This is a genomic window from Anaerolineales bacterium (assembly GCA_003105035.1).
GTDB lineage: Bacteria > Chloroflexota > Anaerolineae > Anaerolineales > UBA4823 > FEB-25.
Genome location: PQAL01000037.1, coordinates 16,169 through 39,639, shown reverse-complemented (window position 1 = coordinate 39,639; position 23,471 = coordinate 16,169). Strand labels below are relative to the sequence as shown.

Genomic DNA, 23,471 nt, shown 5'->3' with positions numbered 1-23,471 from the left:
AGTATTTTATCTGTCCAGCCCATGCTTTATCGCAATAATCGCTGCTTGCGTACGATCCGAAACATCGAGTTTAGAAAAGATTGAACTGACATGATTTCGCACCGTACCCTCAGATAGATGCAACCTGTCTGCGATTTCCGTATTGGAAAATCCAAGGGCGATCAATCGCAGAACATCCACTTCTCGCTCGGAGAGCTTATCGGTGATCAAAGTCTGAGGTTGTTCCTGTTGGCTTGCAACCTGATCTAGCAATTTTCCCGCCACGATCGGATCCACATAGGTTTTCCCAATCATGGTTCCGCGGATGGCTTCAATCAGTTTTTCGCGGGGAGTGTCTTTCAGCAGATAACCAGATGCTCCAGCTCGAATGGCATCGAAAACCCACTCATCATCATCGAATGTGGTTAAAACCAGCACCTTCACCGATGGATATTCTGTGCAGATTCTCCGGGTAGATTCCACACCATTCATACCTGGCATTTTTAAATCCATCAACACCAGATCGGGGGAAAATTTGGATACCATCTCAATTGCTTCAGCACCATCCTGAGCTAAACCAACCACAGACATATCTTTTTCGAGTTTCAATAATAATTCCAATCCATCCCTCACAATGGCTTGATCATCACAAATAATTACCCTCATCCGATACCTCCTTTGATGTAAAGCCGGATGGTTGTTCCGCCATTTGAGGAACTATCAATTGTCAGTTGACCACCCACCAACTGAACACGCTCTTTCATCCCGACAATACCAAAATGGCCGGGCGATAAATCTGTTACAGGTTCGAACCCAATACCATCGTCTTTGATAACGAGTTCAAGATCTTTCTTCACAGCTACCAGGCGAATGGTCATATTATGGGCATGTGCATGGTGAATGACATTTTCCACGGCTTCCTGGGTGATGCGATAGACACACTGCTCCACATCCGGAGAGATGAAAATGTCTGGATCAGGAAGGGAGACATCCATGACTAAGTGATCTCGTTCCTGTGCAGATTCGATCAAATTTTGAATAGCCCTGACAAGCCCAAGATCCTCTAATGGGCTGGCACGCAACGCCTTGATGGCGCGCCTGGTTTCTTGCAGACCAGTGCGAGTTTCCTCAAGCGAATGATCGAGTAGATTCCTGGCAGTATCGGGATCAATATCCCAATAGGCTTTAGTGGTTTCCAACTGCACCGACAACCCGCTCAAAGTATGAACGACTGTGTCATGCAGTTCCCGGGACATACGGTTGCGCTCCCGGCTGAGGGTTAAATTTTCAACGGTTCTGGCATAGTGGGTTAGCTGGTTGTTTGCAACAATTAAAGAGTCCTGCTGCTTGCGCAGATGAATGATCAGTTGATTAATGAAAATGCCAACTACCAAAAAACAAACCGTCCTGATAATGATGAGGAAAGAAAAAGCAGATAGAAGTGCTCTGTCCATAAGACCAAAACCAAAGACTATAGCAAATTCGAATAGATTGGTACCAAGAATATAAAGGATCATGGTTATCAGGCTGTAATGCCAGGCCACCAAAACCAATCCTATGAACAGTACTGGCAATTGTCTTATTATCATTCCCTCAAGGTTAGAAAGTGGGGCTGGCGGGAGGTGCAGATTAAATAAATAGTTAACCAGGATGGGAGTTGCGGTTATGAGTACGATCATCATAGGCACAACGGGCCCTGCCCGGTTTTCCAGCAATTTTGAGTAAGACATCCCTAAAAAGATTAGCGCCGGGATGCCATTGAGCAGGTGATAAATCAAAATTGGGGTAAAGGGTCTGCTGGAATGGTATATCAACGAATCCACGATGGCTAAAGATACCAGGTAAAAAAGCCACATCCAGGCTGCAGTTTGAAAAACGCGTTTGCTATTTAGAACTTCATTTTGCATGTCTAAATCTTATCATATAGCCAGGTAAATCCTGCATGCTTGGGGTCATCATCAGGTAATTAAACCCATGATTACTGTCATGGGTATTGATGAATACTTACATACTTACAATCTGGGAATAGTGATTGCAGGCACTCCTGTTCTTCTTACTGTATGGATAAACTAAGAATAACCGCAAGTGGAATGTCCGTAGATCAAGACATGACAGACATAATCAATGTGTCATCATAAAGTTACTCGAGGAACGGAGATGAAATCATGCAATATGCCAAGTATGTGTTTATACTCATTGCCATCCCCTTTGTTGCTGGAATTGTTGCCTGCGGTAAAGTGCCAGACACCAGGACGTTGATGGAGACCCTCATAGAGTCCAGCGCTGACGAAACGCAGGAGCTGGTTACCGTCACCCCAATGAGCAAAATGCCCGGATTTAACTTTTCTCAAAACTTAAATCTTGTCCCTGTGATTGGCAGTTATCAATTCGCTGAAGGACCTGCGACCGATCAAAATGGCAACGTATATTTTTCCGACATCGGTGCTGGCATGATTTATAAATGGTCTCTGGTTGGCAATGTAACTTTTTTTCTTGATGGGCTGAACGGCCCTAATGGGCTGGCATTCGATGGGAGCGGTAACTTGATAGTCTGTGAAGGTGGCAATGGACGGGTAATCTCGATCAATCCAAACGGCCAGATCACTGTCCTCACCGATATGTACAACGGTCTCCGATTTAATGAGCCAAATGACCTGTGGATTGACCCGCAGGGAGGAATTTACTTCACTGACCCAGCGTACCAATCTCCGGTCGTGCAGGAAGGCGAGGATGTCTACTACCTTTCGCCGGACTACAGCAAAGTTATGCGCGTGATCAGCGATATGGTCAAGCCAAACGGGATCGTCGGTACGGACGATGGAAAAACGCTCTACGTGGCCGATTATGGAGCTGGGCAGACCTTTGCCTACGACATCAATGGCGACAGTACTTTATCTACTAAACGCTTGTTTGTGTCCACCGGGTCGGATGGGATGACATTGGATGAATATGGTAATGTTTACCTTACAACACCCAACCAGGTCCAGATCTATGATGCCTCCGGTGTTCACCTGAAAGATATACCAACACCGGAAAACCCCACCAATGTAACTTTTGTCGGTGAAGACAATCAAACACTGTTCATAACCGCCAGGACTGCTGTGTATACCGTCCACATGTCAGAGAATGGTCCTCAGTCTTCAAACAATCCTGGGACCTCATCCAATAGCAGCGGTTTTACATTGATCAGTCCTGAAGTGGTCGAAGGAGGCACATTGCCGGTTGAATACACCTGCGATGGTGCCAGTACGACCTTGGCACTAACCTGGAGTGGTGCCTCTGCTAAGACACAGAGTTATGCAATCATTATGCATCATGTTGCCAGCCCCGAAGACATTCATTGGTATTGGGTTCTGTACAACATTCCGGCAGACGTTACGAGGCTGACAAAAAACAGCTTCGGGGTCGGTACGCTGGGTACCAACAGTGTGAATGATAGGAACGAATACGCGCCGCCGTGTTCCAAAGGTCTTGGATCGAAGGTTTATACCTATACGGTATACGCCCTCTCCGCACAACCACAATTATCTGTACCTGCTTCGCAGGTCAATCGAGCCGTGCTGCTGGAAGCTATCAGGGATATTACACTTGCTAGCGCCGAATTGCATGTTACCTACACCCGAAAATTAGGAATAAACCAAACGCAAATTTCTTATTAATTATTGCAACCTAAATCATCATCAAAGAATGGAGAAAAAATATGAAAACTAAAATCGTGTGGCTGATGTTGCTTGTAGCCTTGCTTCTGTCTGCCTGCTCGGGGAGCAGCGCTCCACTAGCCCAATCTACTGAACTGTCTGTTGCTCAAACACAAGAGCTGCCAACTGCTGCGGTGCAAACCCCAGCATCTCCAACAAGAGATATCCCGTCCACAGGCGGAGGCACACCACCGCAAGAGGCAATCGATGCCTGCGAAGGAAAAAGCGAACAGAATGCTTGTGAATTCACCTCCCAAAAAGGCACTGAAACAGGTGTCTGCGAGATGGTGGAGTCTCTACTGGCTTGCTCACCGAAACATGGTCCAGCGAATGCAGCAGTGCAGCTTGATGGGAATGGAAATCAACCAGGCAGCGATCAATCCGTGGCCAATAGCCCTGCCTATAACATTGACCAAGCCATTTCGGATAAGGCCCAGGGGATGACGATCTCCTTTGACGCCCTCGCTTTCTTAACGGGTGACCTGGGTGCAGACTCATTTTTCCCGCCCGGCAAAGTGGCCGATTTCTGGGGCTTCCAGTACCTGCGCGATAATGATCCCAGCCAGATGGGTCATGCCGGTGACTTCCTGACCAGTGCCGCCATGAACATGCTCAATGTCTTGACTGCCACACAGCGCGTTCAACTTGTGGCACTGGCAAAAAACCAGGTGGACTCAATTAATGAGTACGGCTATAAACGTTTTGTGCTAATCCAGGCTTTTCAGAACCTATTGGACGGCAAGCTGCCTGCCGGGACGACCGGCTTAAGCGAAGATGCTGTCAAGGCCTACTCAGCCGAGCTCTATCAGCTGGACGGCGCGATCAGCTATGAGCGTGCCCAGATGTATGGCAGCATGATCAACTCCTTCACTACGGATCAGCTGGCTTACCTGGATTCTATGAAAGGAAAGGGAATGCTTACATGGCCTACCGTGACGGAGCCTGCGGACCTGGGCTCGCTGGACCGGGACGTGAAAGTGGCCGTGATGACCTATGCTGCTGATATGTTCAGTTGGTATGTTGGCTCGGTGGATGCGGATGTCTACTTCTGCCCGGAACGTCATGGAACCTATTTCGGTTCTTTCTACCTGAAGGACATCAAGGCGATGAGCGATTCCAGCTACGCCATCCCGACTGACATGACCGGCAAACTGGGTGACGAAATGTTGTCCACGCTGACCTCCGACCAGGCGCAGTTAATCACCGGCCTGGTGGATATCCAGAAGCCGTCCCTGCAAGGGATCGTGGACATCCGCCAGCAGATCTCCATCCAGCTGCGCAAGTTCTTGGCAGGCGAGACCCCCGATAAGGCCATCGTGATGGCCATGATGAAGCAATACGGCGAATACGATGGCGAGATCATCTACAACATAGCCGTGAACCTCACCGCTGTCAACCAGTCCCTGTCCTCCGACCAGAAGGCAAAGTTGGTTGCCATACGGACGGAACTGCTGGGCGACCTGAGCCACCCGACGGGCGCCTACCTGTACTCGCAGCCAATCGCCATGCCTGAGATTCCCAGCTCAGATCTCCTGTTCAAATAGCGATAAGAAAAAAAGGGAAATTAACATTCCTCCCTTATCAATTCACTATGGAAAGTCTGTAGGTTATACTACTTTGCTATTCAAAATATTGGCTAAATGTATAAGTGTTTGCTTCAATATATTTTATTAAATCCTCCGATCGGATACGCAGAAATTTTCCTATCCGAACAGTTGGGATTTCACCTATTTGCATAAGATGATATGCCTTCGAATGGCTGATGTTTAATATTTCAGTAACGTTTTTTGATTTTAATAGTGTGCTGTCTTTTAATAACATTATCCTGAAACTCTTTATCCTTGTACATTTTGATCTCCTTTTCTCTTAATATGATTTTGTCGGAATGTTATTTGCTGATTTAAATATTGGTATCTTCCTGCACCAGAACAGTGAGGAATGCTGGTTGTTCGTTGATCCTAAGGATGGAGTTGATTCTGATGGTTAGGGACTTGAATCAAAGTAATCCATTAGCTGGATCAAGCAAGATTTTTTGCTTCAGGACAGGGAGAACCTGCATTTCCTTCTTCATGCCGTGTGCAACCGTGTGCAACCAGAGGTGATCGGCATGGCAAAAAATCAACATTTGGACCATTTTACCCCCATTTTTCCGGATTTATAGGGGTAAAAACCAAAAAAAATTGGCATCAGAGGTAGCGGACAGCCCCTCCCTCATCCATTGCACTGAAGAGGCCGCGGGTTCTAATCCCGCCAGGTCCATTTAATTACTGTCAATAGCCAGGCGATGTTTACCACTCATAGTTGGATCATGTATACCAGCGATAATCGGGTGGGTGTTTACCACTTCAAGAAATGTTTACACTTTCGCTTTTAATATCACCTCCTTCTTCCTGGATTGTTAGCGGAAATATTCGTCTTGAATGATGAGGGTATGATCTTGATGGGTTAGGCGATACAAGGCGGCGGAAGAAAGCAGGTCATTGTTGAAGACTTCCGCACACACTTGGAAGGCACGATTGGAAGTGACCAAAATCGAGCCGCGCTCATAGGATTCGCAGATAGTTTAGTCCAGATCCTGGATGGCAGGTGGAGGAAAGGGCTGTGGGTCGAAATCGTCCATGATCAATAAGTCACATTTTAGGAGAGTGGTCATGTGTCGGCTGTAGGGGCCATTCGCCTGTGAAGCGTAAAGCTCCACATTAATCGAAAGGTAGGTTTGGCGAGTATCCCTAACCAAATGTGTATTCGGCATACCCTTCCAGGTGAATCAGCTCAGACTCGACTGCTGTTAAATCATGGGTGGTTAGATAAGAAAAGGCAGTAGGCCAATTTGCATAATGCCCGATATATCAAGGGTAATGAACCAGCTTATCAAAAACCATGATGCCTACGCCAAAGGGGATGTTATTTTCCAATCTATCCCAGGGTCTGCCCGGGAAAGCTTTTTTAATGCAATTCCTCATAAGTCGGGAGCTCATTCCTTTTGAGTGGATTGCTTTCAAGATATTTCTGTGTGCGAATCTTGATGCTGTTAAAATGCCTGATAAGATATTGGCGAGTCAGAGAAGGATCGTGAATCTTGATCGCTGCTAGAATCGAACGGTGTGAATTCAGCACCTCCTGCGGATCTGGATCGTGGGTGACTTCTTTTTCAAGGTTAACGAATACAATCCAGAAGACAGAAAAGAGTTTCATCAAGGTTTGGTTGCCGATCACGCTGTAGATGGTTTGATGGAAAGATTCATCTAGATCGGCATATTCTTCACCAATATGGACACGTTCTTCCCACTTTTTAATAATGGCTTCCAGCTTCGCTAAATCCTCATCCTGGATATGTTCGACAGCATCGCCAATCACAGCAGCTTCCAGCCATGTCCTTACCTGAACCAATTCAGCCAGGGTATGCGGGTCATACTGCATGCCAAAAAGAAACGTTTCCAGCATGGGATCAAAGTTCAATTCCCGCACGAAGAGACCATTCCCCTGGCGCACCTCGATAATACCCAAAGATTGCAGCGATTTGACAGCCTCGCGCACTGAACTTCGCCCGACACCTAGGTCTTCTACTAATTGACCTTCGGTGGGAAGCGGATCACCCGGTTTTAAATCGTTCTCCAGGATGTATTCCTTGATGTAATCACGAACGGCCTTGTAAAGAGCTGGACCCCGCAGCGATTGTTTCATCTCGAATCTCCGTTTTGCTATATTTGACACAATCTAGGATTGACATATGCTTGTCTATGATCAATCGTTCCCGATTGTATTTCAATCAGCGGTATAAGGGTTAAAGTGAGTTAGTTTTTCCCTGTTGACAATTTGGCAGCATATTTGTATAATCACTTATAAGATGTCTGATATCTGCTATCTGTTATCTTCTTCAGTTTATATTATCAATTGTAGTGCGTTTTGAATGCCAAGTCAACATGAATTCGTCGTCAATAAGAGATTTAGACAAACAAATGCAATTTAGAAATAACTGGATCCTTTTGTGCGAAAGACCCTGCAGTACGGGAAGGAGGCAACTTCTAGTAAAGAGACAACCCCACCGCTTACTATTGTTAAAATTTCTTTCCATTATGAATATCTAAGGAGAATGATATATGAAGAAATCTATTTTTCTTTTAGTGGCTGTATTAGCAATCCTGAGCACACTGCTCGCAGCTTGTCAACCAGCGGCGACTACGGCCCCTGCAGCTACACTGGCACCGACTCAGGCATCGATTGCAACCTCTGTTCCCGCGGCTACGTTACCACCAACCATGGCACCGGTTAGCACCACTGCTCCTACAGCAACCCAGCCCGAACCCATCAATATTAGCTACTGGGCTTTTGGCTCTGAAGGGGCTACCATGACCGATGGCACGCTCTGGTCAGATTGGTATGCCAATATATTCAAACAATACGAGGCTGACCACCCCGGCGTTACCATTGATTTCGCCCTGAAGGGCTATGATGCCAGTGGCAGCACGCTTGTGGTGGATACGGCAGTCGCAGCAGGCACACCTCCAGATGTATACTTCGACACGAAATTCCGCGTCAAGAAATACCAGGATGCAACCCTGCTCGAGGATCTAACCCCTGCCCTGACCAGTGAGGATGTCGCGGCATATGATCCAGCTGTCCTGGCTGGTTCTTACGGTGGCAGCATGATGTGGAGCATTCCGGCGGATGGTGGTTATTGGAACATGATTGTCAACAAAAGCCTGTTTGAGAAAGCTGGCCTGACTGACTTGCTGCCGCAGGGACCGGATTATGCCTGGACCACGGATGAATTTATGAAGGCCTGCGAAGCGATCAACGATCCGGCAAATAATATCTACTGTACAGCCTTCTTCGCAGGCAGCACTTCCATGGACTCTGCAACCAACGAATGGCTGGCAGGTTGGCCTGACTGTAAGTATTATGATGCTACCACCCAACAGTACACCGTAAATAGCCCGGCCTGCCTAGAAGCCTTTACATTCCTGCATAGTATTTACGAAAAAGGCTTAATGGTTCCAGGTGCAGCCGGCCTGATCGACGATACAACCGATCCCTATTGGCTGAACCAGCAGGTGGCTATGCTCGATCAAGGGAACTGGTATGACAGCATAACCAAAAAGGGGATCGCTGCCGGCACCATCCAACCCTTCGACTATATCTTTGTCCAGGTTCCAAATAAACCCAGCGCACCCGTTAGCCCGGCGGGCATGTCCAACCCGGATGTGTGGGGCGTCTTTAAACAGTCTGACGCTGCCAAACTCCAGGCTATATACGATCTGATCAACTATATGCAGAAACCTGAGATCGCCTCGCAGATTGCCGTTGGGTGGGGAAAAATACCGGCCCGCACTGATGCAAACTTCCAGAGTGACGATCCAGCCGTGGCTGAACCCCTTGCTGCGGCACGTAAGTTCGGGTCCTATGACCCTTACTTTGTCAACGGGGTTCCGTGCGGATATACAGATGTCCGTCAAGCATGGGCGGAAGCTCGCCAACAAATTTGGCAAGACAATGCCGACATTCAAGCCATTTTAGATGAATTTGTCCTGCGGGCGGATGGTATCATTGCGGGGTGCAAGTAACGGATCTCTCCACCGCGAAGATTAACCACTGATCCCAAAAATACGACCAGGCTGTCGGGAGCACCTCCGGCAGCCTGGCTCAAGCCAGAACGGTATGCAGGAGTAACCAACGCGTGGCAAAAATCAAAGCGCTTACCAGGGAAATCCGTAGGGGCTGGTCGGGTTATCTTTTTATCGCTCCAGGTTACCTGGCATTTTTTATGTTCATGCTGGCTCCGATCCTATTTGCAATCAGCCTGTCATTCTATAAAGCATCATTTGATATCGGCGCTCGACAATTTGTTGGTCTCAGCCAGTACGTCCAATTGAGTAAGGATCCGGTCTTTAAACGAGCGCTTGTCAATACCATCAGCTATGCTTTCGTCATTGTTCCGGCAACCGTCTTTATATCTCTTGTCATCGCTTTTTTGATTGATCCACTGGGGCGTAAGGCGCAGGCATTCTTCCGCGGCGCGTTCTACATCCCAGGTGTAGCCGGAGGGGTGGTTCTCTCTGTGGTTTTCCTGTGGATCTTCAATCCGACTTATGGCGTATTAAACTATCTGCTGGGTTTAGTAGGGATGAAGCCAATCTTGTGGCTGGCAACGCCCCCCCACAGCTTTCAGGCAGTCTGCGCAGTGGTGTTGACATTCACCATAGGTGCACCGATCATCCTGTTCGAGGCCGGACTGGCGGGCATCTCTCAGGACATCCTGGATGCTGCAACCGTAGACGGAGCTAATTATTTACAAAAAGCCTGGTTCATCCGGCTGCCACTGCTTCGACCAGTCTTGCTGTTCGTCCTGGCCACCCAGACAATCCAGGTCTTCCAACTCTGGGAGGTAATTTATATGGTGACTGGCGGTGGGCCATATAACACTAGCACATCACTGGTTTACCTGATCTTCCAGACAGCTTTCCTGAACAGTAATTATGGGAAAGCATCTGCGATAGGTGTTGTATTGATGGTCATCATCTTATTCTTCACAGCCATCCAGCTCCGCTTCTGGCGGAGCACGGATATATAATTTTTTTGCCCGGAGTAAATATTCGGCATGTCAACTTCCATTGTGAAACAGGACACCGTACGTTTGGCCATTGAAAAAACCACCCATCTGGTGAGCTACCTGATGTTAATCATCCTGGCTGTCACATTCCTGCTACCACTCTACTGGATGTTCACTGGTTCATTCAAGCTACAGACTGTAACCATGGCTGTACCCCCGGAATTATTTCCGTCCCACCCGACGCTTGAAAACTGGTCGCAACTCTTTAGTGGTCCCTGGCCGATCTGGCGCTGGGTGTTCAACAGCGTGGTGGTTTCATTGCTGACGGTAGTTCTGGTTCTCATCGTTAGTGCGCTTACTGGTTATGGCTTTGGGAAGAAAAAGTTCCCCGGGTCAAATGTCCTGTTTGTGATCCTTCTCTCCACGATGTTCCTACCTAACCAGGTTATCCTCATCCCGCTTTTCCTGCTGGTAAGGGCGTTTCATCTCACATCCACAACAGGTGGAACATATTTTGCAATGGCCATGCCGATGATCGCCTCGCCGTTCGGTATTTTCCTGATCAAGCAGTTTTGCAGTACCATCCCCGATGAGTTGATCGATGCAGCGCGCATTGACGGCGCTTCCGAATGGGATGTATTCTACCGCATTGTTCTCCCACTGCTGAAACCAGTCCTGGCTGCCCTGGCTATCTTCACCTTCAACCAGGCCTGGAACTATTTTATGTGGCAGATGGTTATCGCTCAAAACAAATTTCAATACACCATTCCGGTGGGGGTCTCGATCATCTCACGCACTCCTGCATCCGGCAAGATGCTCACAGATATCGGTTTGACCATGGCGGGCGGTAGCTTTGGAGCGTTGTTCATGATCGTCTTTTTTATCGCCTTCCAGCAGTATTTCATTAAGGGCATCACTTTTGGAGCTGTAAAAGGATAAGGAGCGGACAAGATGGCCACGAATGGCGAAAAGCTTTCACGACGAGTAAAGATCATGTACGGGGTGGGTGATGCAGGTATCAACCTGGCTGATACGATGGTCGGTCTGCTGTTTGCCATCTTCTTGACCGATGTGGTCGGGTTGCGTCCAGCCCTGGCAGCTGTAGCTCTGTTCATCGGACGTTCGGTAGATTACCTGAACGACCCGATCATCGGCTATCTCTCGGACCGAACGCGCACCCGCTGGGGACGGCGGCGCCCTTTCATTCTTTTCGGCATGATTCCATTTGCGTTGGTCTATATGCTGATGTGGTGGATACCGCCTATCAACTCCCAGATTGCCTTAGCGGTCTATTATGCGTTCGCTTTCGTTCTCTACGACACCGCCGCCACCATCCTATACATGCCCTACTTTGCCTTGACTCCCGAGCTTACCTCGGACTACGACGAGCGCACCAAACTGACCACCTACCGCATGGTCTTCTCGATCATCGGAGCGATGATCGCTTACGTTGTTCCACTTGCCATTATTGGGACGATGGACTCGCAAAGTGCGGCGATAGTAATGCGCGTGGGAGTCGGGGTTGCTATCTTGAGCATCCTACCGATGGTCATGGTCTTCTTCGGTACACACGAGCGCGCTGAGTTCCAGGAACAAAAACAGCCATCGATCAAAGAATCCCTAAAGGCGGCGATCAGTAACCAGCCCTTCCTGTACGTGCTAGGTATCTTCCTTCTCTCCTGGACTGCCTTCGACGTTTTGCAGACCATTCTGCTCTATTACCTGAGATACCGTATGAACCTGGCCAGCAGCGGCGACCTGATCTTTGGTTTGCTTTTCGTTGGCGCTCTGATCTCGCTGCCATTTTGGTCATGGGCGTCTAGCCACTGGGATAAGCGAAGAGCCTACATCGGCGCAATGGTCTACCTAGCTGCGGTGATGATCGTGATGGGATTCATGGATCCAAGTTGGGGGCTTCCCGCCATGGGGGTGATGGCTGGACTAGCGGGCATCGGCCTGGGCGCAGTCCAGCTGCTGACCTGGTCGATGATTCCAGACACTGTCGAGTGGGATGAGCTGCAGACTGGCCAGCGTCACGAGGGCATGTTCTACAGCTTGGTGACCACTTTCCGAAAAGTCGCTGTGTCGATCTCCATACCACTGGTAATGCTGATGCTAGAATGGACTGGATATGTCGCCAATGCCAAGTCCGAACCCCGCAGCGTCATCCTTGGGTTGCAGCTTCTAATCGGCCCCATTCCGGCGGTCTGCTTGGTAGCCGGGATCGTGCTGGCTTGGTTCTACCCATTGAACCGCATCCGCCATGCAGAGCTACGGGTAAAACTAGAGGAACAACGCACTCTGCCGAAGGAATAAGATGCACTCGACTTCCCCGGTCTCCCCACTTGACTCCTGGACTGTTTTTGACAACGGCTTGCACAACGCTTTCACTGACCTGGTTGTGTGGCGTGATATGTTTTGGCTGGCGTTCGTCTCTTCTCCATCCCACTTTGCCAGCCGTCGCAGCCGGATCGTTCTGATGTGCTCATCAAATGCCCGGAATTGGGAGCAAGTTTCTCGTCTTGACGGAGGCGGAGAAGATATCCGCGACCCGAAATTGGCTGTGATCCATGATCGCCTGACTATCTATGCCCTTCTCAATCGTTCATTTGATCCACAGCCATATCGGACGGTACACTTTGACAGTGCTGATGGTGAATCCTGGTCATCGTTCACAGTAGTTGGGCCAGCCGGTTGGCTGTTAGGGAAACCCAAGACTGTCGATGGAAGAACCTGGTTTGCTCCTGCTCATCACCTCCAAAAGGGCGCCGCACAGCTGCTGTGCTCCATCAACGGTCTGGACTGGCAACCAGTTTCAACGCTCCGCGATGGCGGTGGAGCAGACGAGAGTGCCATCGATTTTCTGCCAGATGGGCACTTGCAGGCAGTCACGCGTATCGAAGCTGGCGGCTTATCTGGGTCAAGGCGGGCAGGGACCCTCCTCTCGGTCGCCGAGCCTCCCTATACACGCTGGACACAAGTGTACAGCAAAGTCTCCCGCCTGGATGGCCCGACTCTGTTTTCCTTTGCAGGGAAGTGTTATGCAGTCGGTCGCTCACAGCCGTACACCGGAGATTGGCTCAATGGGCAGGGATCCATCTTTGCCCGGAAACGTACTTCCCTCTACCGTCTCGATGGCGCTGGGTTGACCTGGCTGGCCGACCTGCCTAGCACCGGCGATACTGCCTATGCTGGGACCGCAATTCTGAACGGGAAGGTAATTATTTCCTATTACACAAACAATCCACGAAGGGATCTTCCCTGGATTATTGGGATGTTCTCTCCGACAATGGTTCGGGTAGTTTCCGTGCCAATTGAGTATTTTTCATGCTGAAGAAGAGTTGCACAAGGAGCATATGAAAGATTTAGGTCCCATTGTCCCGATAGTCACTCCCTGCCAACGCAGTGGCGAGATTGACCTGGAAGGATTTAAGGCCGTCTGTAAGGAAATGCTATTGGCTGGATGCAAGGGCATCTTCGTTGGAGGCAGCACCGGGCGTGGCCCTTGGTTCAGCCTCGAAGACCGTGTCAGGCTCTGCCGTGCTGCTGTGGACTGCATTGGCAAGGATATTCTCCTGCTTGGGGGTTGCACGGCACTCGGACTCCCAGAAATGATCGAGTCCGCCCGGATGATGGCGGACGCTGGCGCACGAGCTGCAGTCGCCACCGTGCCGGGTTATTTCCGCTATGACCAGGATGAAATTGAAAGCATTTTCTTAAAATTTGCAGATGCCAGCCCCATCCCGGTTGTGATCTATGACATCCCTGAATTCACTAACTCGCAAATCACTAATACTCTTTTGCTCAAGTTGGCGAACCACAGTAATATCCTTGGCCTCAAGGATTCAAGCGCTGATCTGCCGCGCTTCGAGCTGTTGCTGGAAGCCCTGCACGGTAGGCCAGACTTTGCCCTGTTGCAAGGAAAGGAAAAGCTCATTACCGAGTCTCTGCGCCGTGGGGCTTCGGGGTTCATTGTTAGTGTAATCCACCTCGCTCCGGAGACTTTTGTCGGCCTCTACCGGGCAATCCGCTCCGGCCAGGAGGAAAAGGCTAATTCGATCCAGGCCGGCGTTGACCGGATGATGGACCTGGTGTTTGAGTGTCTCCACGACCGTCCGGAATCATCCACTCTATTCCATCTGCTCGATGTGGCCCTGCGCCAGCGGGGCACATGTGAGAACATCCTGCTTGACCATGATGGAGAAGCTCCTGCCTGGTTGATAGAAAAAGCCCATCGGGCGGTTGAGATGTGTAATACTGCTTTAAAACCAATGCAAGTCTGACCGATTGCCATCATTACTTCGATTTTTTTTGTTTTATACAAGGAGTTTGCCAATGACCAATCAGAACATTGTTTCAAAAACCGGGGATGCCTCCGGACGCGGCTCGATGTCCGGCTACAAGGTAAATTTTCCCGCCCGGATGAGGCTCTACACCGATGCAGAGATCAACGCGGTAGTCAACGTGATGCGCACGGCCGAGGTCCAGACCCAGGGCGAATACCTGCGCAAGTTCGAAGCGGATTTTAAGGCCTACACGGGCGCCAGGCACGCCTTTGCAGTGGACAACTGCACCAATGCCCTGCACCTGGCTGCCACCTTGTGCGGGCTGGGTCCCGGCGACGAAGTGATTATCCCAGCTTATACCTTTTGCGCCACCGCCATCCCATTCGGAACAACTGGCGCCAAGATTGTCTGGGCGGATATCGATCCTGCCGCTTGGGTGATCGATCCCTCTGACATTGAACGGAAAATTACCCCGCGCACCACAACACTCGTGGTGGTGCACCTGCTAGGTATGCCAGTTGATATGCCGGTAATTATGGAGATCGCCAACAAACACAACCTGCGTGTAGTCGAGGATTGTGCCCAAGCCCCCGGTGCGTCTATCAACTACCAAAAGGTAGGCACATTTGGCGATTTTGGCTGCTTCAGTTTTCATGGAGCAAAGAATATCACTACCCTGGGGGAGGGCGGGGTGCTGACAGTCAAGTCTGATGCGGACGCAGCCCTAGTTCCCGGTCTTCGCCATAACGGTGTACGCGGTTTCCAGGGAGAACGCGAACGCTACTGGGTCCCGGCGATGTCCAATGTCGACCTGGATATGGAAACGATTTGGCCCAACAACTTCAGCATTGGTGAAGCCCAATGCGCTCTCGGCAGCGAACTCTTGAAGACCCTGGATGAGTCGAACGATGTCCTGATCGCCCAGGCTGCCCGCTTGCGAAAAGCAATTGCGGATATCCCCGAGCTATCGGTTGCTGCAATTCCATCTGGTTACCGCCACGTCTTCCATCAATTCGTGATGCACTTTAACGGATCGACATTCGGTACGACCCGGAACGATTTGTTGGACTTCCTGACCAGTGAGGCGGGCATCCGCGCTATTGTTCAGTATTACCCACTCTATCGTTACCCCCTTTTCCAAAAGTTGGGTGCAGGCGAGTACGACTGCCCAACCTTGGAAGGTTGGTGGGATAACTCGTTTAGCTTCCCATGGTGGATTGGAATGCCAGACGAAACCCTCGATTATCTGGTCGCATCTGTAAAGGCTGGTATTGCATCAATGAAAGTTAATTAATTATGGAACTGCGGGCGATCCCAAACACACCCTTCCAGGTTTCCACACTGTGCCTGGGGACGATGACCTTTGGTATCCCGGTTGGCGAGGCCGAGGCCATCCGCCTGACTCATTATGCTCTGGAACATGGTATTAACTTTATTGACACAGCCAACATATACGAGGGTTACACCCGCTTCGTCGGTTCCCCGGGCGGGGTGGCTGAGGAGATCCTGGGGAAGGCGCTGATTGGCAAGCGGCACAAAGTTGTCTTGGCGACCAAGGTCGGGATGAAGATCGGCCCGTCGGACGATGACCAGGGGTTGAGCAAGGTACACATCCAGCGAGAGATCGAGCGCTCGCTTTCCCGGTTGAAATGTGATTATGTTGACCTCTATTACATGCACAGGCCAGATCCGTCTACCTCGCTGATCGAATCCGTTGAGGCTTTTAGCAATTTGGTGAAAACCGGTAAGACTCGTGCCTGGGGGGTTTCCAACTTTTCAGACAGGCAGCTTTCTGATCTACTCAAGGTATGCGACGAGAACAGCTGGTGTCGACCGGTCGTGGTCCAGCCGGCTTATAGCCTGCTTAAGCGCGAGGTAGAAAACGAGCTCCTGCCACTGTGCCAGGGCGAGCATATCGGAGTAATTCCATACCAGGTGCTGCAAGGCGGTGTGCTTAGTGGAAAATACCGGCGCGGCCAGTTAATTCCAAGGGATTCCCGTCAGGTTGAGAAACCCGAGTGGACTCTACACCTAACTGAGGCCAATTTCGACTTGCTCGAGCATATTGAAGCAGAAGCCCAGGTCAGGGGCCGCTCCCTGATGCAACATGCTTTGAAAGCCTTACTGGAACAACCGACGGTCGTTTCACTTATCGTTGGCGTCAAGCGTGTGGAACAGCTTATCGATTTGATCGCTGCGGTTGAAGACTGCTGAGAAAGCCAGACTAGCGAATCGAGCAGGAGACAACTGCATAACTGCTGTCTCCTCTCTCACCAGCAAACACGCGGTTCCGACGTAAAGTGGAACAATAAATCCAGTGCATCAGCATTTTTTACCATTGGCAGCCCGCGGTATGGGTCAATTGGAAGAAAATTTATTGGACGCTTTTGTCTCACGTCAAAGTGTTGACTGGACCTATGTAACCACATCCAATGTACTTGCATCGTCACTGTCCAATGGACTGGTGGAAAAATAGCAGACACAGGAAGGGAGAAGCGTTTTTTCAGTAACGTCCTTCTAAGCGATTGGTAGAGCGTTCGTGCTGCTCCAAATTTACTTATCAAGCAAATAAGTGCAAATAATTTATTTTTCCCCTCAGGACAGGGCTGCGGCTCAACTTTCCTTGCTTCATACCGATGCATATCGGGGTTCAGCGCGGGTACAATTCGGGTACTAATATGCTGAAACGGTATAGTGATTTTGGGCGATATTAGATGTAAAAGACGGCTATTTTTACGTTTTCCCCTGCATTTTTATCCATCGCACTGAAGAAGTCGCGGGATCGAATCCCACCAGATCCACTAATATAGTCCAAGAAATGGGCCACCTAGATCAGTAGCCTCTCCGACCTCAGTTACACGGTAACTCATGATGTATGGTAGATTTATGATTACCAATCCGTTGTCTTTTTACCGTTTGGATTTGACCTGATTTTAACAATAAATATGGAAACATTGTCCTTGGGTCACCGGCGTGTAAGGAAATTGGGGTGATCAAAATGCGAATATGCGGGACAATTGTCCCTACCGCAACGGGACATCTGCCTATTGAACTTAAAGCGTAATCTTGTATGATTATCATAGCCTGAGCAACGAAACACGATCTCTACGGGGTCCAGGCACTACACGCATAATTTGTAAGGCGTAATCAAACGCCACACACACGTTGGCCGGGATGCTCCTGCTGGAGGATAGTTCCGGCCAATTTATTTTAACCACTCATCAATGGAGGCTACCAATATCAATGATGTCGTTATCGAGAGGATTATCGTTAGGACTTGAAAGATTGTCGAGCGGAAGACCTTAATAGCCAGGATAGGACCTCGATATGACTGCCGGGTGCGTGTTGTGGGTAAGGACCCGCCCGGATTATGGGCTCCTGTTTTCGATCTTGGATGGTTTACACATTGACACCAAGTGGTGCTTTTGGACGAGTGAACGAAGTATAGTAGTGATCATTTATGACATGGGGGAAGATATGGGACATACAGTGACAGAAGTCAAAATCGCCCTACCGATGTCCCACAATCACTTGACAATCGCCGAGGAGCATATACAATGATAGATAAGCTAGTAAGAAGTGAGATCTCTAAGCAGTTCCTAAGAGATCTTGTATGGAAGCTATACCACAGGGTAAAACCTAGTTCTTTGACAACCGTATTTCAACAGATCGAGAGCCGGAAGGCTCAGTTGACTTTACGCTCCGCTGAGAGGATACCCACCCTCTCCGCAGACGGTAGACAGGCCCTTCTCCATTTGGAGAAGGTTTTTTGTCTATAAAACCATTGTATATTATCTGATGACTAAAGTCGATAGGCAGATGTCCCGAGGTAATAGGGACAAATGTCCCGAATAACCAAAGGATTGCCCATCGTTCGACCTTAACCTTTGAAAGTACCATCAGCAGGTGAATAGGCCTTCTCGCCTGAAATGATTGGAATGTTAAATCGAGCGGTAAGTCAAGCACCTCTCGTATAAAAAATCTATGCTCTCAGAGTCTCACTTCAACCCACTGAGTGCATGGGTATTGAGTTGATGCAGCACCTTTTAAGCAGCGAAATGGGTGAGGAATTATTCTTCCGTTGAATCCCCATTCCGCTTAGGAGGCGTTTGTTGTGAAACAATATGTATTGTTTGATCCAATACAGTTACGATTTCTCAGTCCGGTAGACATAATTCTTCAACTGCAGCCGATTGATGACCCGGTCCAGGAGTCTTTTTTCGGGGGACGCCTGCCAACCTCGATGTATAATATTTATTAGGTTTGTATATAGCTAAATATTCCACAGGGTGGCGTGTTATGCACTAATTGGGTGGCTGCAGATGCAAGCTCTAAGACTGAATGGGTTGTGCCCAGAATTACTAGATCGCATAAGTATCGGGAAAGGATAGGAAGATGGCGAGAATTTGGAGCAGACCAGTAGGCGTGTCAGATCTAGACGGTCCAGACTATTGGGATTACTTTGGTGGCAGGTTAGTGGAGTGTGCGACCATCCCCTTAGGAGCTAAGGTGTTGGATTTGGGTTGCGGTACTGGGTCTTCCCTTTTACCAGCTGCAGAAAGAGCGGGTTCAAGTGGTCATGTTGTCGGCATAGACATTTGCCCAAACTGAACGCCCGAAGTTTGCTCTAGGATAGAGCGGCAAATTCTGAAGAATGCTTCGGCGTTATTCATGAATGCCTGGAACCTAGGTTTCCAAACCGGCTCATTTGACCTGGCGATAAGCGGCTTTATGGGTTGGTATGATTGCTTCAATTTTACCCAAGGGGAGTTCACTCAGTCAGACACGAAGTCCAGGGAGATATGTCGCGTGTTGCGAGACGGGGGTAAGTTTGTCTGCTGTTCTTGGGAAGAGCAAGAGGATTTGCGCTTTATGGAAGAGGCAATGATTCGACACTATCCCGCGATCTTGCATGACAGTGAATACATAGAACAGCATCCAATTGGCATGGCTTATGAAAAGCCGGCGGGATATGAGATCATCTTACGCCAAGCTGGCTTTAGAGAAATAGAGGTTCGCGGGGAGTCAATGACATTTGTGTCGACAGACGAAGAAGAATGGTGGAGGCAAATGCAGCGTTTGGGTTGGAAATCGCTGCTCGACAGGATTGAGCTTATTGATGCCAATCAATTTACGAGAATGAAAGAAGCCATTTTTAAAGACCTTCAGTCATGCAAGCAAGAAGATGGGCTTCATTTCACTAAATCCGTTTTTTATGTCAAAGGCATAAAGTGAATAAACTCTTGCACTTGGATAAATAAACCTGAGATCCACTATAGAAAAATATCGCTTGATCATGTCAGTGTGGATCTCTACCAGGTCGTCGAAGTGCTGGAATGATAAATCAATCAAGTTTCCCCCTACAGAAAGGGTTGCAGCTCGCCATTCCTTACGTAATACAACGGGTTCAGATCAGGTACAGTTAGGCTGTAGCAGTGTGCAACGAGTGAAACGAATGCAGCAAGTAGTATGGTGATTTTGGGCTGTAATATCTCTAGTTGAACCGACGCGTGAATTCAGGGCGATCGAAATGCGAATACTTGCGACATATTTCCTGTTCTCGACGGGACACTTGTCCACCAAATCGGAAGTCATAGATTTTCAGATAATCAAATCCTGAGCGACGAAACACGTCTCTACTGGGCTCAGGCACCCTACTCAAAATCTGTAAAATGTAATCAAACGATGCACACACGTTAGCCGGGATACTCCAGGTGAAGAATTATTCCGGCCAATTTATTTTAACCACTCATCAATGGAGGCTTCCAGAGAACGTTTGCAGTCACAAGAGAATGACTGTGACATAGAGGCAAATGTTGGACAAATAAGCACCGGTGTTGAAATCCTGCTTAAGATGCACCACAAGACCTTGACAGGTGCTAAGGAGGATATAGAATGCTAGATAAGCGGTTAAGAAGTGAGGATGCTTGACGCGAACTGATTATTTCGGTCAGCTCTTGCACTTTGACAATATTGACATTAGATTTATTAAGTCCGGCAAAGGGGGAACTTATAAGCTGCTGAAAGGATAACCACCCTCTCCGCAGGTTGTAACCTTAACTCGCCCTTCTCCAATTGGAGAGGGGTTTTTCTTATTATTCTATCTGTTGTTGTTTAAAAAGATTGTATTTTATTTTTTGGTAAAAGTCGATGGGCAGATGTCCCGTGCCATTAGGGACAAATGTCCCTAACATCAACAGATTTATTCTAATACCTGCTTAGAATAGTTTAGAACAAAAACAGCCTCCCAAAGTGTGACTGAGAAATATAAACCTTGTTATCAGTCAACATGGTTTCAAGCTGGGACTTGAATTTTCATTCTCCTCATCTACCTTGTACATAACGGGAGCAGTCATGGTATACCACTCGTTCATCCGCAGTCTTTAAAAGCACTGTCGGTAGATATTTCGACCTTCAACCCTGAACTGACTAAAATGCCAATTCAAGCGGATAGCTATGCACTTCAAGGTATAGAAAAAGCAGTGCACTAAGGGTTTCACTGTGACAGGTTCAGTGCATTGGTTTTGAGTTGCTACGGAACCTTTTATCTCGGCAGCGAGATGCGTCAGTAATTGTTCGATACCTTAGCCTCCCATTTCGCTCGGGTGGAGTTTGTTGTGGAACAAGATGTATTATTGATCCAGTATAGATAGTATTCCTCACTCCAGTGGGCGAAATCCTTCAACCGAACCCGATCGTGGACCTGTTCAGAGAGCTTTTATTGGTAGATGCATAGATCAGGTCACGATTAGTACACACACCCTGAACTGCATAAGATATCTATGAGTACTATATATAGATAAATATTCCGTGATATAGCGCAATATCCACCGGTTAAGCAGCCCGGCTTGAATTTTGGTCTTGCCGCAATTTCACAATTCGTAAGGGAGGTCTTGTGATGAAATCTAATAACTATCTGATTATCCTATCGATCCTGTTCTTGATTTTTGCGGGCGGCTTCTCAGTGGTGTTTTGGGGAGATATCTCATTGGTGGCCAAAATCGGGCTCTTTGTATTAGGGTTTGGTTCTGGTGTGACGGCCGGCCAATGGTTTGCCAGGCGGAGCTCAGGAGTATAAATACTCTCATCGCCTTGTTACTGAGGCGGCTAGCCATTCTTTGGCAATCCAACACCGGCTGCATCTGACCGCCTGCGTCGGAGGTACGAGGCTGCCATCTGCCAGTTTTCATGCTATGATGATTTTGTCACTTTGCCAGAACCGGCGGCAGGTGATCCAAACTGTTGGGCGGATTATAAAAACATCCATAGAGTTTCATGTTAAAAAAACAGATTTCCAAGGTAATCCATCATAAGTTCGACCAGCCGATACATTGCCCCATGACTCACAAGCAAAGGATCGAGCTCGAATATGCATCACACTTTATTCCATATCTCAAGATTTTGGAGAAAATGATTGGTCGCGATAAAGTAATCGAATCCCTTCAAGAATTAGCCTATCAAGAAACCAAAGGATTTGCTGAAGAAATTGTCAAAGCAAAAGGGAAGAATGACTTATCCTTGTTCAAGGAAATCTATGATCCTGCTAATCCTGAAAACCAAGACTTATTGGATGTTTTGACCTGGGAGGTGGGGAAAAGCATTGAGGAGATTTTTGAAGTCAAGGTAACAGAATGCCTTTTAGCTGAAGTTTTCTTGAATGCCGGAGTTGGCGACTATGGCTATGCTGCCGTGTGTTCTGATGTGCTCTTCACGAAGCTGGTCAACCCTCAGATTGTTCTTGATTTAGAGGGGACAATGATGCAAGGAAAATCTTGCTGTATGCATCGCTTTTATGTCAAGCCAAAGGAATGAGTGGAATGTGGGCTCAGACATTGCGAGCCTCCCAACCTCCGGTTGCAGCGGATTTAGTCTTCGGCTTAGAGCCTTAGACGAAGGGAGAATTATAACGGATTCAATCTTGCACAATCGGCCATATCGCTGAAATGCCAGATGTTGGGCAGCAAGAAAAGGAGGGCCACGATGTCACAGAAATTTATCAAACAGATCATTCGAATGCAGGTGTGGACTATCAAAAAGAAGACTGTAGCACAAGTACTCACACCCAGATGTAGACGGGATGGACGTTGTGGTTGGCAACGGTGTAATTCCAGGTGTTGGTGAAGCAGCTACCGTAGAAGATACAAAGGGAGTAGATACCTCCCGATCAAAAGCAGCACAAGAGGTGATCAGCAGGATTCCAACCAATATGATGAAAATGAACGGTCGGATTTTCATATAAGTGCCTCCATAGTGATTAATCATAAAGTTAACCATCGAGGCGTGTTCAATTACCACAAGGATACTTTGCTGAACTTTTGATTTACACGCCTGTATAAGGTAGTTTCAAACCATTCTAGCGGACTGGTTAATACCCATCGTAAAGTTAATTGTCATTCTGGGCATTTATAAGATTAAGCAATTGATTTTTTATGGTAGTAGCCATTTACATTCCTGCTGTTTCTCACGAGCCTGGTGTTCCTGCTGGTGTATAATGCGCTCCTATTTCTTCTGATGCTCCAATTCCCGCAGTTTGCGCTGCAATTACCCAAGCTGCTCTTGCTAGGTTGACTTTCCGTCTGGTTGCATGATGGTTTTCTATACGACGATATGGATAGTCCAAATTCATCAGAGCGAATTACCGCTGCTTCTGTAAAGCAAATATATATTAATGACGTCGAAGCATCAACAAGCCGCGCAGGTTGAAATAGATCGAGACGCAAAAAATGGGGATCGAGAAGCCAGCTGAAGCGCCTTGGATGCCAGCTAATAATATTTGATCTGAGATCATCTTCGCAAAGACAGTCCCAATCATCCTGTCTTCTGCTACCATGGATAGGACTATTCCCAACAAGAAAAATGCCATCCCAATATGGATATATTCCTGTGGTAGGTAGTTTTTTCTTTTTTGGACCATACCTTCCTCCTAGGCGGGGTGATGCCAATAGGTACAAAATACCG

The 23,471-nt window shown here is 48.3% G+C and carries 23 protein-coding genes; 16 read left to right on the top strand and 7 right to left on the bottom strand.

Annotated features, from left to right (window positions below; all coding sequences use genetic code 11):
• Positions 1–6: 6 nt before the first annotated feature.
• Both C3F13_16095 and C3F13_16090 read right to left on the bottom strand, forming a co-directional pair.
• Positions 7–645 (bottom strand): DNA-binding response regulator, encoded by a 639-nt coding sequence (locus C3F13_16095; GenBank protein PWB50471.1) that lies wholly within the window; start codon positions 643–645, stop codon positions 7–9.
• Positions 642–1,886, bottom strand: a complete 1,245-nt coding sequence (locus C3F13_16090) for a hypothetical protein (protein ID PWB50470.1) — start codon at positions 1,884–1,886, stop codon at positions 642–644. Before C3F13_16090 ends, C3F13_16095 begins: the two co-directional genes overlap by 4 nt.
• Before the next feature lie 258 nt (positions 1,887–2,144).
• Here C3F13_16090 and C3F13_16085 point away from each other — a divergent pair, with 258 nt between their 5' ends.
• Positions 2,145–3,638, top strand: a complete 1,494-nt coding sequence (locus C3F13_16085) for a hypothetical protein (protein ID PWB50469.1) — start codon at positions 2,145–2,147, stop codon at positions 3,636–3,638.
• Between the two features lie 41 nt (positions 3,639–3,679).
• Entirely contained in the window at positions 3,680–5,221 is a 1,542-nt protein-coding gene (locus C3F13_16080) for a hypothetical protein (GenBank protein ID PWB50468.1), read from the top strand.
• Between the two features lie 76 nt (positions 5,222–5,297).
• Here the strand turns inward: C3F13_16080 and C3F13_16075 are convergent, their stop codons facing one another.
• From C3F13_16075 to C3F13_16060, 4 genes are all read right to left on the bottom strand, one after another.
• A complete protein-coding gene (locus C3F13_16075; GenBank protein PWB50467.1) occupies positions 5,298–5,498 on the bottom strand; it encodes a DNA-binding protein in 201 nt (66 codons plus the stop codon).
• A 577-nt stretch (positions 5,499–6,075) separates the two neighbouring features.
• Positions 6,076–6,237 carry a hypothetical protein gene (locus C3F13_16070; protein ID PWB50466.1) on the bottom strand — a complete coding sequence of 54 codons (162 nt, stop codon included), beginning with the start codon at positions 6,235–6,237 and terminating at the stop codon, positions 6,076–6,078.
• A 3-nt stretch (positions 6,238–6,240) separates the two neighbouring features.
• Complete coding sequence (locus tag C3F13_16065) at positions 6,241–6,429, bottom strand: hypothetical protein (GenBank protein ID PWB50465.1); 189 nt, start codon at positions 6,427–6,429, stop codon at positions 6,241–6,243.
• 194 nt (positions 6,430–6,623) lie between these two features.
• A complete protein-coding gene (locus C3F13_16060) occupies positions 6,624–7,361 on the bottom strand; it encodes a hypothetical protein (GenBank protein ID PWB50464.1) in 738 nt (245 codons plus the stop codon).
• Positions 7,362–7,777: 416 nt separating this feature from the next.
• Between C3F13_16060 and C3F13_16055 the strand changes: the two genes are divergently transcribed.
• From C3F13_16055 to C3F13_15990, 14 genes are all read left to right on the top strand, one after another.
• A complete protein-coding gene (locus C3F13_16055) occupies positions 7,778–9,241 on the top strand; it encodes a hypothetical protein (GenBank protein PWB50463.1) in 1,464 nt (487 codons plus the stop codon).
• A gap of 113 nt (positions 9,242–9,354) precedes the next feature.
• The gene (locus C3F13_16050; GenBank protein ID PWB50462.1) at positions 9,355–10,248 is read left to right on the top strand and encodes a sugar ABC transporter permease; all 894 of its coding nucleotides are present in this window, start codon (positions 9,355–9,357) and stop codon (positions 10,246–10,248) included.
• Between the two features lie 102 nt (positions 10,249–10,350).
• The gene (locus C3F13_16045; protein ID PWB50619.1) at positions 10,351–11,166 is read left to right on the top strand and encodes a sugar ABC transporter permease; all 816 of its coding nucleotides are present in this window, start codon (positions 10,351–10,353) and stop codon (positions 11,164–11,166) included.
• A gap of 12 nt (positions 11,167–11,178) precedes the next feature.
• Positions 11,179–12,543, top strand: a complete 1,365-nt coding sequence (locus C3F13_16040) for a hypothetical protein (protein ID PWB50461.1) — start codon at positions 11,179–11,181, stop codon at positions 12,541–12,543.
• A 1-nt stretch (position 12,544) separates the two neighbouring features.
• Positions 12,545–13,561, top strand: a complete 1,017-nt coding sequence (locus tag C3F13_16035) for a hypothetical protein (GenBank protein PWB50460.1) — start codon at positions 12,545–12,547, stop codon at positions 13,559–13,561.
• 22 nt (positions 13,562–13,583) lie between these two features.
• On the top strand, positions 13,584–14,510 hold the full coding sequence (locus C3F13_16030; GenBank protein PWB50459.1) for a hypothetical protein: 927 nt from the start codon (positions 13,584–13,586) through the stop codon (positions 14,508–14,510).
• A gap of 52 nt (positions 14,511–14,562) precedes the next feature.
• Positions 14,563–15,807 (top strand): hypothetical protein, encoded by a 1,245-nt coding sequence (locus tag C3F13_16025; GenBank protein PWB50458.1) that lies wholly within the window; start codon positions 14,563–14,565, stop codon positions 15,805–15,807.
• 2 nt (positions 15,808–15,809) lie between these two features.
• Complete coding sequence (locus tag C3F13_16020; GenBank protein PWB50457.1) at positions 15,810–16,727, top strand: aldo/keto reductase; 918 nt, start codon at positions 15,810–15,812, stop codon at positions 16,725–16,727.
• A 1,113-nt stretch (positions 16,728–17,840) separates the two neighbouring features.
• Positions 17,841–18,074 (top strand): hypothetical protein, encoded by a 234-nt coding sequence (locus C3F13_16015; GenBank protein ID PWB50456.1) that lies wholly within the window; start codon positions 17,841–17,843, stop codon positions 18,072–18,074.
• Positions 18,071–18,292, top strand: coding sequence for a hypothetical protein (locus tag C3F13_16010; protein ID PWB50455.1), 222 nt, complete (start codon positions 18,071–18,073; stop codon positions 18,290–18,292). The genes C3F13_16015 and C3F13_16010 overlap by 4 nt, the downstream gene beginning before the upstream one ends.
• A 616-nt stretch (positions 18,293–18,908) precedes the next feature.
• Entirely contained in the window at positions 18,909–19,124 is a 216-nt protein-coding gene (locus tag C3F13_16005) for a hypothetical protein (GenBank protein PWB50454.1), read from the top strand.
• A gap of 60 nt (positions 19,125–19,184) precedes the next feature.
• On the top strand, positions 19,185–19,748 hold the full coding sequence (locus tag C3F13_16000; protein ID PWB50453.1) for a hypothetical protein: 564 nt from the start codon (positions 19,185–19,187) through the stop codon (positions 19,746–19,748).
• Between the two features lie 1,663 nt (positions 19,749–21,411).
• The gene (locus tag C3F13_15995; protein PWB50452.1) at positions 21,412–21,591 is read left to right on the top strand and encodes a hypothetical protein; all 180 of its coding nucleotides are present in this window, start codon (positions 21,412–21,414) and stop codon (positions 21,589–21,591) included.
• 197 nt (positions 21,592–21,788) lie between these two features.
• On the top strand, positions 21,789–22,325 hold the full coding sequence (locus C3F13_15990; GenBank protein ID PWB50451.1) for a hypothetical protein: 537 nt from the start codon (positions 21,789–21,791) through the stop codon (positions 22,323–22,325).
• Between the two features lie 853 nt (positions 22,326–23,178).
• On the opposite strand, the gene C3F13_15985 is transcribed toward C3F13_15990, so the two are convergent.
• Positions 23,179–23,427, bottom strand: a complete 249-nt coding sequence (locus C3F13_15985; GenBank protein ID PWB50450.1) for a hypothetical protein — start codon at positions 23,425–23,427, stop codon at positions 23,179–23,181.
• Between the last annotated feature and the right edge of the window lie 44 nt (positions 23,428–23,471).

What these genes read in the sequence shown, in the direction of transcription:
- C3F13_15990 (PWB50451.1), top strand. Translation starts at nt 21,789, where the DNA reads ATGTTAAAAAAACAGATTTCCAAGGTAATCCATCATAAGTTCGACCAG.
- C3F13_16040 (PWB50461.1), top strand. Translation starts at nt 11,179, where the DNA reads ATGGCCACGAATGGCGAAAAGCTTTCACGACGAGTAAAGATCATGTAC.
- C3F13_16080 (PWB50468.1), top strand. Translation starts at nt 3,680, where the DNA reads ATGAAAACTAAAATCGTGTGGCTGATGTTGCTTGTAGCCTTGCTTCTG.
- C3F13_16030 (PWB50459.1), top strand. Translation starts at nt 13,584, where the DNA reads ATGAAAGATTTAGGTCCCATTGTCCCGATAGTCACTCCCTGCCAACGC.
- C3F13_16010 (PWB50455.1), top strand. Translation starts at nt 18,071, where the DNA reads ATGATAGATAAGCTAGTAAGAAGTGAGATCTCTAAGCAGTTCCTAAGA.
- C3F13_16090 (PWB50470.1), bottom strand. Translation starts at nt 1,886, where the DNA reads ATGCAAAATGAAGTTCTAAATAGCAAACGCGTTTTTCAAACTGCAGCC.
- C3F13_16095 (PWB50471.1), bottom strand. Translation starts at nt 645, where the DNA reads ATGAGGGTAATTATTTGTGATGATCAAGCCATTGTGAGGGATGGATTG.
- C3F13_16060 (PWB50464.1), bottom strand. Translation starts at nt 7,361, where the DNA reads ATGAAACAATCGCTGCGGGGTCCAGCTCTTTACAAGGCCGTTCGTGAT.
- C3F13_15995 (PWB50452.1), top strand. Translation starts at nt 21,412, where the DNA reads ATGAAATCTAATAACTATCTGATTATCCTATCGATCCTGTTCTTGATT.
- C3F13_16035 (PWB50460.1), top strand. Translation starts at nt 12,545, where the DNA reads ATGCACTCGACTTCCCCGGTCTCCCCACTTGACTCCTGGACTGTTTTT.
- C3F13_16005 (PWB50454.1), top strand. Translation starts at nt 18,909, where the DNA reads ATGGCGAGAATTTGGAGCAGACCAGTAGGCGTGTCAGATCTAGACGGT.
- C3F13_16025 (PWB50458.1), top strand. Translation starts at nt 14,563, where the DNA reads ATGACCAATCAGAACATTGTTTCAAAAACCGGGGATGCCTCCGGACGC.
- C3F13_16075 (PWB50467.1), bottom strand. Translation starts at nt 5,498, where the DNA reads ATGTTATTAAAAGACAGCACACTATTAAAATCAAAAAACGTTACTGAA.
- C3F13_16055 (PWB50463.1), top strand. Translation starts at nt 7,778, where the DNA reads ATGAAGAAATCTATTTTTCTTTTAGTGGCTGTATTAGCAATCCTGAGC.
- C3F13_16015 (PWB50456.1), top strand. Translation starts at nt 17,841, where the DNA reads ATGACTGCCGGGTGCGTGTTGTGGGTAAGGACCCGCCCGGATTATGGG.
- C3F13_16045 (PWB50619.1), top strand. Translation starts at nt 10,351, where the DNA reads ATGTTAATCATCCTGGCTGTCACATTCCTGCTACCACTCTACTGGATG.
- C3F13_16065 (PWB50465.1), bottom strand. Translation starts at nt 6,429, where the DNA reads ATGCCGAATACACATTTGGTTAGGGATACTCGCCAAACCTACCTTTCG.
- C3F13_16000 (PWB50453.1), top strand. Translation starts at nt 19,185, where the DNA reads ATGAATGCCTGGAACCTAGGTTTCCAAACCGGCTCATTTGACCTGGCG.
- C3F13_16020 (PWB50457.1), top strand. Translation starts at nt 15,810, where the DNA reads ATGGAACTGCGGGCGATCCCAAACACACCCTTCCAGGTTTCCACACTG.
- C3F13_15985 (PWB50450.1), bottom strand. Translation starts at nt 23,427, where the DNA reads ATGGTCCAAAAAAGAAAAAACTACCTACCACAGGAATATATCCATATT.
- C3F13_16085 (PWB50469.1), top strand. Translation starts at nt 2,145, where the DNA reads ATGCAATATGCCAAGTATGTGTTTATACTCATTGCCATCCCCTTTGTT.